The sequence below is a fragment of the Streptococcus mitis genome, assembly GCF_000722705.1.
In the GTDB taxonomy this organism is placed as follows: domain Bacteria; phylum Bacillota; class Bacilli; order Lactobacillales; family Streptococcaceae; genus Streptococcus; species Streptococcus mitis_P.
Window position 1 is genome coordinate 148,136 of sequence record NZ_JPFW01000009.1, and the last position, 15,130, is coordinate 163,265.

General features: G+C 40.1%; 15 protein-coding genes. 4 read left to right on the top strand and 11 right to left on the bottom strand.

Going from position 1 to position 15,130, the window contains the following annotated elements; all coding sequences use genetic code 11:
- Positions 1 to 7: 7 nt before the first annotated feature.
- The 4 genes from SK642_RS08440 to ruvB form a co-directional block, all read right to left on the bottom strand.
- Positions 8 to 811, bottom strand: coding sequence for a phosphatidate cytidylyltransferase (locus SK642_RS08440; RefSeq protein ID WP_033684388.1), 804 nt, complete (start codon positions 809 to 811; stop codon positions 8 to 10).
- 8 nt (positions 812 to 819) lie between these two features.
- Positions 820 to 1,578, bottom strand: a complete 759-nt coding sequence (locus SK642_RS08445) for an isoprenyl transferase (RefSeq protein ID WP_000466720.1) — start codon at positions 1,576 to 1,578, stop codon at positions 820 to 822.
- A gap of 231 nt (positions 1,579 to 1,809) precedes the next feature.
- On the bottom strand, positions 1,810 to 2,382 hold the full coding sequence (locus tag SK642_RS08450) for a nucleotidyltransferase family protein (protein ID WP_033684389.1): 573 nt from the start codon (positions 2,380 to 2,382) through the stop codon (positions 1,810 to 1,812).
- On the bottom strand, positions 2,363 to 3,361 hold the full coding sequence (gene ruvB, locus SK642_RS08455) for a Holliday junction branch migration DNA helicase RuvB (RefSeq protein WP_080708984.1): 999 nt from the start codon (positions 3,359 to 3,361) through the stop codon (positions 2,363 to 2,365). Before ruvB ends, SK642_RS08450 begins: the two co-directional genes overlap by 20 nt.
- Positions 3,362 to 3,493: 132 nt before the next feature.
- Here ruvB and SK642_RS08460 point away from each other — a divergent pair, with 132 nt between their 5' ends.
- Positions 3,494 to 3,586, top strand: coding sequence for a type I toxin-antitoxin system Fst family toxin (locus SK642_RS08460; protein ID WP_000970296.1), 93 nt, complete (start codon positions 3,494 to 3,496; stop codon positions 3,584 to 3,586).
- Positions 3,587 to 4,416: 830 nt separating this feature from the next.
- Here the strand turns inward: SK642_RS08460 and SK642_RS08465 are convergent.
- The 7 genes from SK642_RS08465 to leuS all read right to left on the bottom strand — a co-directional run bounded on the left by SK642_RS08465 (position 4,417) and on the right by leuS (position 10,999).
- Positions 4,417 to 4,833, bottom strand: coding sequence for a GNAT family N-acetyltransferase (locus tag SK642_RS08465; protein WP_033684391.1), 417 nt, complete (start codon positions 4,831 to 4,833; stop codon positions 4,417 to 4,419).
- Positions 4,834 to 4,844: 11 nt separating this feature from the next.
- Entirely contained in the window at positions 4,845 to 5,540 is a 696-nt protein-coding gene (locus SK642_RS08470; RefSeq protein ID WP_033684392.1) for a GNAT family N-acetyltransferase, read from the bottom strand.
- Positions 5,541 to 5,634: 94 nt separating this feature from the next.
- Complete coding sequence (locus SK642_RS08475) at positions 5,635 to 6,054, bottom strand: DUF3021 domain-containing protein (RefSeq protein ID WP_033684393.1); 420 nt, start codon at positions 6,052 to 6,054, stop codon at positions 5,635 to 5,637.
- A gap of 9 nt (positions 6,055 to 6,063) precedes the next feature.
- Complete coding sequence (locus tag SK642_RS08480) at positions 6,064 to 6,519, bottom strand: LytTR family DNA-binding domain-containing protein (RefSeq protein WP_033684394.1); 456 nt, start codon at positions 6,517 to 6,519, stop codon at positions 6,064 to 6,066.
- An 18-nt stretch (positions 6,520 to 6,537) separates the two neighbouring features.
- Positions 6,538 to 7,380 (bottom strand): ABC transporter permease, encoded by an 843-nt coding sequence (locus SK642_RS08485; RefSeq protein ID WP_033684396.1) that lies wholly within the window; start codon positions 7,378 to 7,380, stop codon positions 6,538 to 6,540.
- On the bottom strand, positions 7,380 to 8,246 hold the full coding sequence (locus SK642_RS08490; protein ID WP_033684398.1) for an ABC transporter ATP-binding protein: 867 nt from the start codon (positions 8,244 to 8,246) through the stop codon (positions 7,380 to 7,382). Before SK642_RS08490 ends, SK642_RS08485 begins: the two co-directional genes overlap by 1 nt.
- 251 nt (positions 8,247 to 8,497) lie before the next feature.
- Positions 8,498 to 10,999, bottom strand: a complete 2,502-nt coding sequence (gene leuS / locus SK642_RS08495; RefSeq protein ID WP_033684399.1) for a leucine--tRNA ligase — start codon at positions 10,997 to 10,999, stop codon at positions 8,498 to 8,500.
- A gap of 320 nt (positions 11,000 to 11,319) precedes the next feature.
- On the opposite strand from leuS, the gene SK642_RS08500 reads away from it, so the two are divergent.
- From SK642_RS08500 to SK642_RS08510, 3 genes are read left to right on the top strand one after another with little or no spacing between them, the layout of a single operon-like run.
- The gene (locus SK642_RS08500) at positions 11,320 to 12,360 is read left to right on the top strand and encodes an ABC transporter substrate-binding protein (protein WP_033684400.1); all 1,041 of its coding nucleotides are present in this window, start codon (positions 11,320 to 11,322) and stop codon (positions 12,358 to 12,360) included.
- A gap of 12 nt (positions 12,361 to 12,372) precedes the next feature.
- The gene (locus SK642_RS08505) at positions 12,373 to 13,464 is read left to right on the top strand and encodes an ABC transporter ATP-binding protein (protein WP_033684401.1); all 1,092 of its coding nucleotides are present in this window, start codon (positions 12,373 to 12,375) and stop codon (positions 13,462 to 13,464) included.
- Positions 13,454 to 15,112, top strand: coding sequence for an ABC transporter permease (locus tag SK642_RS08510; protein WP_033684402.1), 1,659 nt, complete (start codon positions 13,454 to 13,456; stop codon positions 15,110 to 15,112). Before SK642_RS08505 ends, SK642_RS08510 begins: the two co-directional genes overlap by 11 nt.
- Positions 15,113 to 15,130: the final 18 nt, after the last annotated feature.

The following is a 15,130-nucleotide window of genomic DNA, read 5'->3' on the forward strand; positions in this document are numbered from 1 at the left end:
CTTTTGATTAAAAGAGTCCAAATAGGTGCATGATTGGAAATACAAGCAACATACTATCGAAACGATCCAAAACACCACCATGTCCAGGGATAAATTTCCCAGAATCCTTAACACCAAAGTAACGCTTAATCGAGCTTTCTAGTAAATCACCAAATTGTCCAGCTATGCTAAAGAAAATAGCAAAGACTGACATCTTGTAAACTCCATACGGAAGAGCAACTGTACTGTCAACTATCATAAAGATAATGGTTACTAAAATCGCACCTAAAATACCACCCAAGGCACCCTCAAAAGTTTTATTTGGAGAAACCGTTGGAGCTAATTTTCGTTTACCATAGTTCATCCCAGCAAGATAAGCACCACTATCGGTTGCCCAGACAATACACAAGGCTAAGAGTGCCTTATCCAAACCTGCGACACGAGCATCTAGTAAGGCATTAAATCCAAAGCCCACATAAAAGCTCATAGCCAGAGGGAAAACAGCATCCTCAATCGTATAAGACTTGCTAAAAACAGTCGTTCCTAACATGATTGAAATCAACACACTATAAGCAACCACATTCCCATCAACTGGCAAAAAAGTCAGGTAATTCTCCAAGGGAATGGTCAAAGCAAAGGTGGCAAAGAGGGTCAAGAGCCCCTCCATAGTCATGGTCTCTAGACCTCTCATCTTCAAAAGTTCATGCATGGCTAGCATGGCTATGATTCCGATTGCTATCTGAAGCAAGAGTCCCCCAATCATTAAAATCGGTAGGAAAATAGCCAGTGCAATCCCTGCAAACAAGGTTCTTTTCTGTAAATCCTGTGTCATATTTCCTCCTAAACTCCTCCAAATCGGCGATGACGACGATTGTAGGCAAGAATTGCTTCCTGCAAGGCTACTTCGTCAAAATCAGGCCATAAGGTATCTGTAAAATAGAGCTCACTATAGGCTCCCTGCCATGGAAGGAAATTGCTCAAACGCAATTCTCCACTAGTACGGATAATCAAGTCTGGATCTCGTAAGTCCTTAGGTAAATGCTGGGTAAAGAGATAGTTACCAATCAATTCCTCTGTGATGTCACCTGGGTTGATTTTGGCATCTAAAACATCCTGGGAAATCAACTTAAGCGCCTGTGTAATCTCAGCACGTCCACCATAGTTGAGGGCAAAATTAAGAATCAATCCTGTGTTGTTCTTAGTCAATTCCTCAGCCTTGGTTAAAGCTTCAAAGGTTTGCTTAGGCAGGCGGTCTGTCTCCCCAATCATTTGAATCTTAACATTATTCGCATGCAGTTCTGGGACATAATTGTCATAAAACTCTACGGGCAAGTTCATGATAAACTTGACTTCCTGATCAGGACGCGTCCAGTTTTCTGTAGAAAAAGCATAAACTGTAATAACCTTGACACCTAGCTTGTTGGCTGCCTTGGTCACAGTTTGCAATGCTTCCATGCCCGCCTTGTGTCCGAAGACTCGCGGTTGCATACGTTTTTTAGCCCAACGGCCATTCCCATCCATGATGATGCCGATATGAGCAGGAACCTGTGTCGGAACTTCTACTTCCACAGCCTTATCTTTCTTAAAAAATCCAAACATGATCTTATTCCTATTCAAAAATCTATCGTTTCATTATACCATATTCCCCTATTTTCTTCTATCACTAAGCTATTTATTCTCAGGCACCAAGCTCAGTTTTCAAAAAAATAAGTCGCCTGATTGGGCGACTCTATTTTTTATAGGGAGATTATTATGAAAAAGTTTTAGGAGTTTAAGTTAAGGTCTTCTTAACTTATGAGCTTAGTATACACTTCCTAGCTTAAAGTTTCCTTAAGTATTTTTAAAAATCAAATTTTTCCATTTCTCCTGCCAATTTTTCTTGGATAATCGTGTTTGATAGAGCTGCATTCGATCTTCATTTTCTAAAAAATGAGGAGTTGGGCGAACTTGAAAATTCAAAATATCCTCTAGTCCATAAGGAGTAAAGAATTCTAAAGCGGAGTCTTCATTCAAGCGCAGTCCAACCGCCGTACACCGTTCTGGATACTTACTCATAGCATCACGAGAGCTAGTATAGGGCGCAGTATGAGGACTGTGCTGGTGCATATAGACCTGATTTTTCAATTCCCACTGGTACTGAGGAAAGTCCTCTCTCAGCTTTTTCTCTATAGCCAGCGTTTCTTCATAACTCACATCTGGATCAAAGAAAATCACATCCACATCCGTTTCACGGTCAAAAGCTGGTCTGTCTGACAAGAGATTCCAGATGAAATTTCGTACCGAACCTGCTGCCAACCACGAGTCTTTTAAATCAAGATCTCGGATGATAGTCAGAATAGTCATCATATCCGGATTTTCTCTGAAAGCTTTTAGGATTTCTTGCTCATTTTTCACTGTATTCATACCCCAAATGTTCGTAAGCCTTCGCCGTTGCAACCCGTCCAGACCGTGTTCGCATGATAAAACCTTTTTGAATCAAGTAAGGCTCATACATATCTTCCACCGTCTCGCGCTCCTCGGCAATATTAACAGAAAGAGTTCCTAATCCGACAGGGCCACCACCGTACATCTCAATCATGGTCCGAAGGATTTTCTGGTCCACATAGTCTAGACCTTCATGGTCAACATCCAACATGGTCAAAGCCTTATCCGTAATAAGAACATCGATAACCCCATTCCCCATAATCTGGGCAAAATCGCGCACGCGCTTGAGGAGACGATTGGCAATACGAGGGGTTCCACGACTGCGCAAGGCCAGCTCGGATGCTGCCTCATGAGTGATTTCCATCTCAAAAATATCTGCTGTCCGCTCGACAATTTCCGTCAGATCAGCATGGGCATAATACTCCATATGCCCCGTAATACCAAAACGTGCCCGTAGCGGATTTGAGAGCATACCAGCCCGAGTCGTCGCACCAATCAAGGTAAAAGGTGGCAACTCCAAATGAACACTGCGACTACCTTCACCAGCCCCAATCATGATATCGATGTAAAAGTCCTCCATGGCACTGTAAAGTACCTCTTCCACTGACATGGGCAAACGATGAATCTCGTCAATAAAGAGGACATCCCCAGGCTCTAAGTCATTCAAAATCGCTACTAGATCACCAGCCTTTTCAATAACAGGCCCAGACGTCTGCTTTAGATTTACACCCAGTTCATTGGCAATGACAAAAGCCATGGTCGTTTTTCCCAAGCCTGGAGGGCCAAATAAGAGCACATGATCCAGCGCTTCATCTCGCATTTTGGCAGCCTCGATAAAGATTTGGAGCTGGTCCTTGACCTTGTCCTGCCCAATATATTCACGTAAGTACTGAGGACGGAGCGTGCGTTCTACTAACTCCTCATCCCCCATTATCTCATTATCTAAAATTCTACTCATGGCTCTATTATATCAAAAAACCAAGCCACAAACAAAAAAGTCACTGGATTGGTGCCTCCCGAGTTTAGCACTTATGTGGTATAATATTCTACGGCACTTCTACACCGCCTACGAAAGGAGGTGAGATAGCCCATGATGGAACTAATCCTTAAAACTATCATCGGACCGATTGTGGTCGGTGTTGTTCTTCGCTTAGTCGATAAATGGCTAAACAAAGATAGATAGTGTCAAAAAAGACCCCAAGCTTAATGTGGAAGTTAGCTTGGGGTCTTTTCTAGTCCATGATATAGAACTAATCCTTAATTCCTCTCCATTATCCCACAGTTCACAAAATTTGTCAAAACTTTACATTCTCAGCTTCTCAAGCTTTAACCGCTTTACAACAAGACTTTCAAGTTTAAGAGAAAGTTAGGGATTCTATCAATTTCATAGAAATTTTGATTTAGTAAACGAAGAGACAATCTTACATGTCACTCCTCATTTAATACGCCACTACTGGACAAGCAAAATCATTATTACAGCAGTTCCAGTCCTTCAATTAACAGTCACTTACAATAAAATTGAGTTTGAAGTAGCTGAAGTAACAGCAAACCTATTTCTTAGTCATATTTCCTAAAAAAATCCCCGCCAATTCCCCGACCAAAATCCGAAAAATACCGAAAAATATCGAAAAATGATTTTTAGAATAGTCCCCAAAAGCCTGAAATAGAGCCAAAAAACTCCACCTGATTGGGTGGAGTTAAGGGAGATTATTATGAAAAAGAAAAGTTTAGGATTTTATTAAATAAAGTTAGGAGGTCTTTATTTAATGATTATATGATACAAGACGAAGCTTAAAACTAGCTTAACTTTTCTCAGATTCTATCATTTTGAAAAAAATTTCTATCAGTATCTCTTCATCCCCACAAAAAAGCCACCTGATTGGGTGACTTCATTAGGAGATTATGATGAAAAAAAGTTTTAGGATTTTATTAAATAAAGTTAGGAGGTCTTTATTTAATGGTTATATAATACTAGACCATCCTTAAACTTTGCTTAAGAAAAAACTAGTTTTGTTATTTTTCTCGATTTACCCAAGTCATTCCTATACAATTATAGGTGGATAAACTTTCAAATCCCATAGAACGATAGAAGCCCAAGGTTCTTTCTGTCTGTTCTGTTACCAGCTGGACTTGATAGACATCTTTGTAATCCTCTAAAGCCTCTTTCATTAGGGCACTACCAATCCCTTTACGCTGATAGATAGGTAAAACGATTAAATCCTGAACCAATACTGATGAAAAACCATCTCCAACCAAACGAATCAAGCCCACCACAGTATCACCATCAAGCGCCACATAAATCGCTAATGAATGAGATAAGGCCTGCTCCAGCATCTCTGATTGATCGGTATAATTTGTCCAACCGACAGCCTGATAGAGATGCAAAATATCCTCTATTTTGACAATTTCTTGCTTTTTAATAGTGATCATGTCAACACCTATTAAAGCTCTCTTAAGCTCTTGTACTGTCGTCCATTTTTATCAAAATTTTCAGGCGCCAACCATGCTTCCAAACGAGCTTTGACTTGTGGCCAGTCCTTATCAATCATAGACAACCAATCCGTATCCCTCGTACGCCCCTTATAAACGACTGCCTGGCGGAAGGTTCCTTCATAGACAAAACCTAAACGCTCCGCAGCTCGTCTGGATGGCAGATTAATAGAATCACATTTCCATTCGTAGCGACGATAGTTAAGCTCCTCAAAAACATAGCGAGCTAGGAGATACTGAGCCTCTGTCCCTATTCGTGTTCCCCTGAGTTCTGGAGAAAAAGTGACTGCTCCCACTTCTATTACTCGGTTATTCTGGTCAATGCGCATGAGAGAAAATGTTCCCAAAGCCTTACCAGTTGCCTTGTCTACAATCGCATAGTAAAAGCGATCCTTACGAGCCAACATCTGATTTAAAAGGCTGACCAGCTCCTCCATATCTGCCACTGGTTCCTGAAAGAGGTAAGTCCACATCTCCCGAGGAGTATCTGGACCATATACAGCCAACAAATCCTCCGCATGCTTTTCCACTGAAAGAGCCTCTACCCTAGCATAACGCCCTTCTAAGAAACCAATAGAAGGCAATTCGCCATGTGTATAACCTTCCATTGACTCACCAATCATCTGACCAAATTCATTTACTGGCATAACTTTCTCCTTGTTTTTACACTGAAAATACTATATCATAAATTACTCTAAATGGAAACTAGCACTCTCCTCCAACTTCATACTGAACACTACACTATTTATCCGTTTTCTTTCTTTTATCCTCCAAGGCTTGATTAATTTGTTGTGTGAGTTTATGAGTCCGCCAGATTTGATACAACCATATCAATCCATAAATTAACAAGAAAAAGAACCAAAGCAGAGGGCTCCATAAAACTGAACCCCAGCCAAAAAATAGAGAGGTCAATACTAAGACAGTAGCTGTAACTAATAAATGAACTCCTACACGTATACTAAAAGCAAGAAACTCTAGCTTTTCAAGTATTAAAGTCAATACCCCCATAATTCCACCCATTAAAAACAGAGCTAGAATATTTTTTACCATTGGTGCAGGATAGGTAATGCTTGGATAACACTGAGCTAATAACATCATACTCAAATAAAAGAAGGAAGCCGTGCGCATTCCCGATACAAAATAATCAATTAATCGTTTCATGATTTTCTCCTATAAACCTAGATAATTCATTAAGGACTTAACGTATTTCCGACTCACACTAGATTTGATACCCCGAGTCATTTTAGCCATCATGTTCCCTGAAAAACTATCTGATAACGATTCTAAGTGGTCAATGTTTATAATTGAATGGCGTGATATCTGTATAAAGTTACGCCGATTAATCCGATTCTGAAAGTTTATCAATGTTTCCTTAGTTTTATAAATCCCATCTACCGTATAAATGGTTAATAAATTCTTGTCAATATCAGCTAGAATAATATCCTCAATCTTCACCATGACCAGATAATCATCCGTTCGAATAGGAATGACCACCTGATTGGTTGTTGAAAATTGTTCTAAATACTCCATAACTTCCCTTGCTTGGTCAGTTAACTGAGCTGCCTGAATTACAATATGTGGGTCCTTTTCTGAAAACTCTGTCTTCATTTCAAAACGAATCTTCATTTTCTCTCCAATATACTTTTATTTTCTCTTGCTAAATACTTTAACAAATAAAAGCCAAAGAAGAATAGCGACGAGACTGATAATAACCACTATAAAGTATGTCTCTTCCTTTGTCAATAGTTCTTGCCAGTTGATTTGGATTCCCATTTTTTCTTGAAATTCCTTTAACAATCTGCTATTTCCTGTAAATGCGGTCTCTAATGGTTCTTTCATTAAAATTTGTCGATAAAGAGAAGCAATATAAGTTGCAGGGGTACACTTCATGATAATCTGTGCAAAATCAGGTAATACTCCAATAGGGACATAAGTTCCTACTAAAAATCCAGAAGCAGTTCCCACTATAGTTGCCAGTTTGCCAAGGCTATCTACAGATTGAAAACGGTAAATCAAGAGAATATTTATCAAACTTGAAAGCAGACTACTTAACAACATAATCAAAGCAATTTCCGATAAATGACTGATAACTGGACTCTCTTTAAAATAAAGCCCCATAACAGCAAACATAAACACCTGCATGACAAAAGAGATGGCAATACTACTGATTAGATAGGACACCTGTAAACCCCAGCTACCTAAATCTGTCAAGAAGAGATCTTGATCCACTTGATTTTCACGATCCTGTACCATTTGTGTAAGAGCCGTAAAACTGGTTGTGATTCCCGTCACAGCCAAGGTCCCACCCATCAGCCAGTTATTTAAAAGGTTCGTATTATCAGGGAGTTGGGACCAAGCATCCGTCAAGTTCTTCTGCAAAAAAATGATATAAAGGAGAAAGGAAATCAATGCCCCCAATAATGAGAAAAATACTCCTGAACGATTACGAAAATATAAGATAAAATTCCGTTTCAATAAAGCTAACATTAGCGAACCTCTCTTCCTGTAAGTGCAATAAAGGCATCATCCATGGTACCTGGACGAAACTCAAAAGAATCAATTTCTTCTCGAACTTTTATCAAATATTCAATGGCTTCCTGTGACGTCCTTGGATAAACAAGATATTCCAACTCATTTTCTTCCTTTACTGTCATTCCAGTCTGTAGCAACTTTTCTAAATCCTTCATTTCTTTAAAACGAATTTTTAGGATATTAGATGCATACTGACTTTTAATAGTCGTCGCAGAACCTTGCGCAATCACTTTCCCATAATCAACGATATAAATCTGATCCGCTTCATCCGCTTCATCCAGATAATGAGTCGTTAAGATAATAGTCATCCCTTCATCCTTTTGTAGCCGAGACAGTAAATCCCAAATGGCTTTGCGAGTCTGAATATCTAGACCTGTCGTTGGTTCATCTAAGAAAAGAATATCTGGCTGTGAAAGAAGAGCACGCGCAATATCAACCCTACGTTTTTGCCCACCTGACAAAGTCCCATATAGTTGCTTCTGGAAAGCAGTCAAACCCAGTTGATGGATCAAATCATCCACACGACTTGCTGCAATCTCCTTATACTGTTGAGCACGAATCGTAAGATTTTCCCTAACTGTCAACATCTCATCCAGTACACTAGCTTGAAAAACAACTCCGATTTTCGTATTTGGCGCATATCGAATCTGACCTTTTGTCGGCTTTTTCAAACCGATTAACATGGAAATAGTGGTTGATTTTCCTGCACCATTGGGACCCAAAATAGCATTAAAACTCCCTTTTTCAAACTCTAACTGAATATCTTCAACAGCCATATGATCGCCGTACCATTTAGTCAAATGTTTAGCTTGTAAAATCATATTTATTTCCTCCTCTTTACCTAACCAGTTTAACAAAAAGAATGAAAGAAAAATCGACTTTTGAGATAAGTGGTTAAAATGAGAGGTTAAGTGGTGAGATGATGGAAACAGAATTATATTTTTCATTCAAAAAATCCTCCAGATTCTACTCTGAAGGATTCCTATCTTATTTCACAATAATATTAACCAATTTAGTTGGCTTCAATAGTCCAGTGGACTATTGAAGGTGGCAGATAGAGCTAATAAACTCGTTATTTAACGACGATATTAACGAGTTTGTTAGGTACACTAATCACTTTCACGATTTCCTTACCGTCAATCTCTGCTTTGACTTTTTCATCAGCCAGAGCAATTTCTTGCAATTCTTCTCGTGATAGATCTTTGGCTACCATCAATTTGGCACGGACTTTACCTTTGATTTGGACGACGATTTCGATTTCGTCTTCAACCAATTTGCTTTCGTCCCATGTTGGCCAAGCCACGTAAGAAATTGATTCTCCTGTTGCGGCAACAGTTTGCCAGAGTTCTTCTGCCAAGTGAGGAGCAAATGGGGCAATCAATTGGATAAAGCCTTTGGCGTAGTCCACATAGAGCTTGTCTTCCTTGTTAGCCGCGTTGACAAAGACCATAAGTTGGGCAATGGCTGTGTTGAATTTGAGAGACTCAATTTGCTCTGTGACAGCTTTGACTGTTTCATTGTAGACCTTGTCAAGAGCACCATTGTTCTCCTCAATGATTTCCTTACTTGTGATCAAACGGTAAACACGGTCAAGGAACTTACGGCTTCCTTCCAGACCTTCCTCAGACCAAGCGATGGAAGCATCAAGTGGACCCATGAACATTTCATAGACGCGAAGGGTATCGGCACCGTATTGTTCCACTACGTCATCTGGGTTGACAACGTTCTTGAGCGATTTAGACATCTTGGCTGGTGCTTGCTCCAATTCTTCTCCTGTTTCCACGTGGAAGAAAGAACCGTCACGTTTTTCAACCTTGTCAGTCGCCACAAGAGCCCCACGGTGATCACGGTAGCTAGTTCCCAAGATCATTCCTTGGTTAAAGAGTTTTTGGAATGGCTCTTTTGTTGGAACCACACCGAGGTCATAGAGGAATTTATGCCAGAAACGAGCGTAAAGCAAGTGAAGTACAGCATGTTCCGCACCACCCACGTAGATATCTACTGGCAACCATTGTTTGAGAAGGTCCTCATCAGCCAATTTCTCAGTATTGTGTGGGTCAATATAGCGGAGGTAGTACCAGCTTGAGCCAGCCCATTGTGGCATGGTGTTTGTTTCACGACGACCCTTGACACCATCTTCACGAGTCACTTCAAGCCAGTCTGTCAAGTTAGCTAGTGGACTTTCACCAGTACCTGAAGGGCGAATATCCTTGGTTACAGGCAAGACAAGTGGCAATTCATTTTCTGGAACAGCTGTTGAAGTTCCATCTTCCCAATGAATGATTGGAATTGGCTCACCCCAGTAACGTTGACGACTAAAGAGCCAGTCGCGGAGACGGTAGGTAACCTTCTCCTGACCACAGCCTTTTTCTTCCAACCAAGCGACAATCTTAGCAATAGCGTCTTCTTTGTTGAGTCCATCTAGGAAGGCTGAATTAACATGAAGGCCATCTTCTGTGTAGGCAGCTTCTTCAACGTTTCCACCTTCAAGCACTTCTACAATTGGAAGGTCAAATTGTTTGGCAAATTCCCAGTCACGTTGGTCGTGGGCAGGAACAGCCATTACCGCACCTGTCCCGTAACTAGCAAGAACATAGTCCGCAATCCAGATTGGAATTTCCTTGCCATTGACAGGATTGATGGCATAAGCACCAGTCCAAACTCCTGTTTTTTCCTTAGCAAGATCTGTACGAGCCAAGTCAGACTTGAGACTAGCTTGATGTTTGTAGTCTGCTACAGCCTCTGCTTGCTCTGGGCTTGTGATGGCGTCAACCAAGTCATGTTCAGGAGCCAAGACAGTGAAAGTAGCACCGAAAAGGGTGTCAGGACGAGTCGTAAAGACTGTGAATTCCTTGTCTGTTCCCTTAACTTTGAAGGTTACATTGGCACCAGTTGATTTACCAATCCAGTTGCGTTGCATGTCCTTGATAGACTCTGGCCAATCAAGCTCGTCTAAGTCATTAAGCAAGCGTTCTGCATAGGCCGTGATTTTAAGCATCCATTGGCGCATTGGTTTGCGGACAACAGGATAGCCACCACGCTCAGAAGTTCCATCAGGAAGGACTTCTTCGTTGGCAATGGCTGTTCCCAACTCTTCAACCCAGTTTACTGGTACTTCCGCTTCATAGGCCAAGCCTTTTTCGTAAAGCTTGGTGAAAATCCATTGTGTCCACTTGTAGTAGTTTGGATCTGTTGTATTGACTTCACGATCCCAGTCATAAGAAAATCCAAGCGCATTGATTTGGCGTTTGAAGTTAGCAATGTTCTCAGCTGTAAATTCTGCTGGATCATTACCTGTATCCATAGCATATTGCTCTGCAGGTAAACCAAAGGCATCCCAACCCATTGGGTGAAGGACATTGTAACCTTGCGCACGTTTATAACGGCTGAGGATATCGGTTGCAGTATAACCTTCTGGGTGTCCTACGTGAAGACCCGCTCCAGACGGATAAGGGAACATATCAAGAGCATAAAACTTCGGTTTTGATGCATCTGTTCCTGTCTTAAATGTATGATGTTCTGCCCAGTAGCCCTGCCACTTAGGCTCAATTTCTTTATGATTGTAAAAACTCATGGTCTCTCTCCAATTTTGTGATGTTACTATTATACCATTTTTGAGGGAATTTGAAAGACGAGAAATGTTCTTTTAGGCTTGGATGACAAGAAAGACCGAATCGCAAATCCAGCTTATGTAGCAGTATAAAAAATTAGCCCCCATTTTGAGCTAACTTCTATTGATTTTTGGTCTCCTCCATTTTCTTTCCCCTAGTGTCTTTGACCCATATTCCTAGTTTTAGATTTCTTTAAGGTTTTTATTATATCCTATAGAACTCTGCAAATTATAAATGTTGACCAAATTGTAGAGTAAAAACGTTCGTAAAAAAGGAGATTCTTATGAAAAAACTACTATTCTTTCTCTCTTGTGGATGGATATTTCTTACTTTATCTGGATGTTCTTCAACAACAGATTCGGAAACTAACACTGAGACAGATTCGGATAATGCTTTGGTTATCTACTCGCCTAACCCTGAAGACCTTATCGAAGAGACAATCCCTGCCTTCGAAGAAAAATATGGTATTAAGGTTGATTTAGTACAAGCCAGCACGGGTGAATTGTTCAAAAAAGCTGAGGCCGAAAAAGAATCCCCAGTAGCCGATGTCATTTTCGGAGGCTCCTACGCTCTCTTCTCTTCTAACGAAAAACTTTTTGAACCTTATATTTCTCAAGAGAACGACCAGATAATCCCTGAATATCAAAATAAAACAGGATTCTACACACCTTATACACTGGATGTCAGTGTTATCATTGCCAATTCAGCTCTTACAAAAGATATTAAAATTGAAGGCTACAATGATCTACTCAATCCTAAATTAAAAGGTAAAATCGCTACTGCTGATCCAAGTAATGCTTCTAGTGCCTTTGCTCAATTAACAAACATGCTTGTAGACCAAGGTGGATACGAAAATGAACAAGCTTGGACCTATGTGAAAAATCTATTTACCCTAGTAGATGGAAAAATTGCATCTAGCTCTTCAAATGTTTACAAAGCTGTCGCCGATGGAGAAATGGCTGTTGGACTCACCTATGAAGACCCTGCCTTAAAACTCTTAAATGATGGAGTTGATGTAAAAGTCATTTATCCAAAAGAAGGTACCGTCTTTTTACCTGGTAACGCAGCTATCATCAAAAATGCCAAACACATGGAAAACGCTAAGAAATTTATCGATTTCATCCTTTCTCAAGAAATACAAGATAAGCTAGGAACTGAAACTACAATCAGACCTATTCGTAAAAATGCTAAAACCAATAAAAATATGAAGGCTATGACAGAAATCAAGATTGCCACCGAAGATTCAGATTATGTCATTAAAAATAAATCTGCTATTCTTAAAAAATACAATGACATTTTTACAGATATCCAATCTAAACAGTAAAAGAGGTTCACTATGAGTGAGATCAAAATTATTAACGCCAAAAAAATCTACCACGATGTCCCTGTTATTGATAATTTAAACATTACAGTTCCAAAAGGAAGTCTCTTTACCATCCTTGGTCCTTCAGGGTGTGGGAAAACGACTCTTCTTCGCATGATTGCAGGTTTCAACAGTATCGAAGGCGGAGAATTTTACTTCGATGATACAAAAATCAATAATATGGAACCCAGCAAACGCAATATCGGGATGGTTTTCCAAAACTACGCTATTTTCCCACATTTGACTGTCCGAGACAATGTTGCTTTTGGTCTCAAGCAAAAGAAGGTTCCAAAAGAAGAATTGGTCCAACAGACCAACAAGTATCTCGAACTCATGCAAATTGCTCAATATGCGGATCGAAAACCTGATAAACTCAGTGGTGGACAACAACAACGTGTTGCCTTGGCACGTGCCTTAGCGGTTAATCCAAGTGTTCTCCTCATGGACGAGCCACTTAGTAATCTGGATGCCAAACTTCGCTTGGATATGCGTCAAGCCATTCGAGAAATCCAACACGAAGTGGGAATTACAACCGTCTATGTGACCCACGACCAAGAAGAAGCCATGGCGATTTCAGACCAAATTGCTGTTATGAAAGATGGGGTGATCCAACAAATCGGCCGACCAAAAGAACTCTATCATAAACCAGCTAATGAGTTTGTGGCAACCTTTATCGGACGCACAAATATTATCCCTGCCAATCTTGAAAAACGGAGCGACGGCGCTTATATCGTCTTTTCAGATGGCTATGCCCTTCGAATGCCAGCCCTTGATCAGATTGAAGAACAAGCTATTCATGTAAGCATTCGTCCTGAAGAGTTTATCAAAGATGAATCTGGAGATATTGAAGGAACTATTAGCGATAGCGTCTATCTTGGACTGAATACTGAATACTTCATCGAGACAGGCTTCGCCTCAAAAATTCAGGTTAGCGAAGAATCAACTTTTGAAGAAGATCTACAAAAAGGCGATCGTATTCGTCTACGAATCAATACTAAAAAATTAAACGTCTTTTCTGCGGATGGTTCCCAAAACCTGATAAAAGGAGTCAACCATGGAACGTAAAAAACTAAATATTTGGACAGCCTCCTCTTTCTTCATCTTTCTTACCTATCTTGTCTTTCTGGTTTATCCTATCGTTACCGTGCTCAAGCAAGCACTCATACATGAAGGACAATTCTCACTAGCTAATTTTGTCACTTTCTTTAGTAAAGCCTACTACTCTGAGACACTCGTCAATAGTTTCAAGGTTTCCATTACCGCTACTGTCACCTCCTTAGTTGTAGGAACCTTATTAGCTTACCTCTTTTCCATGTATGACTTCAAGGGAAAGAAATTTCTACAAATATTGATTATCATTGCTTCCATGTCAGCTCCTTTCGTGGGAGCCTACTCCTGGATTCTCTTGTTGGGACGAAATGGGGTCATCACTAAATTCCTGACAAATACCCTTCATCTTCCAGCTATCGATATTTATGGATTCAAAGGAATTGTACTTGTCTTTACACTACAATTATTCCCACTAGTATTTCTATACGTTGCTGGGACAATGAAAAGTATTGACAATTCTCTACTTGAAGCCGCTGAAAGCATGGGTTCCTTCGGATTTAAGCGTATCGTAACGGTTATTTTACCTCTCCTAGTTCCAACCTTACTAGCGGCTGCCCTGCTTGTATTTATGAGAGCATTCTCAGACTTTGGAACACCGATGTTGATTGGTGAAGGATATCGGACTTTCCCTGTCCTGATTTATACCCAATTTATTAGCGAGGTTGGAGGAAATTCTGCCTTTGCATCTGCTTTAGCAGTTATGGCGATTAGCATTGCCTTGGCGATTTTCCTTATCCAAAAATACATCTCAAACCGCTACAGTTTCAGCATGAATTCGCTCCATCCAATCGAGCCTAAAAAAACTACAAAAGGAAAAATGGTTGCCATTTATGCAACAGTCTACGGAATTATCTTATTCTCTGTTCTACCTCAAGTCTACTTGATTTATACTTCTTTCCTAAAAACATCAGGTATGGTATTTGTCAAAGGTTATTCTCTAAACAGTTACAAGGTAGCTTTCAATCGTATGGGATCTGCTATTTTCAATACCATTCGTATCCCTTTGATTGCCTTAGTCCTAGTTGTTCTATTTGCAACATTTATCTCCTACCTAGCCGTTAGAAAACGGAATTTGTTTACAAACTTAATTGATAGCCTCAGTATGGTTCCTTATATTGTACCAGGAACCGTTCTAGGGATTGCCTTCATTTCTTCCTTCAATACTGGCCTATTCGGAAGTGGATTTCTTATGATTACAGGGACAGCTTTCATCTTGATTATGTCTCTATCTGTCAGAAGATTACCGTATACTATTCGCTCATCTGTTGCTAGCTTGCAACAAATAGCACCAAGTATTGAAGAAGCCGCTGAAAGCTTAGGAAGTAGTCGTCTCAATACCTTTGCCAAGATTACAACTCCAATGATGCTATCTGGTATTATTTCTGGAGCTATCCTATCTTGGGTCACAATGATTTCAGAACTCTCTACTTCTATCCTCCTCTACAATGTCAAAACAAGAACAATGACTGTAGCCATTTATACAGAGGTTCTCAGAGGAAATTACGGTGTAGCCGCAGCCTTGTCAACTATCCTGACTGTTCTAACAGTAGGTTCCTTGCTCTTGTTTATGAAAATCTCTAAAAGCAATAGCATTACACTTTAGTTTTTCCCATCAAAAACA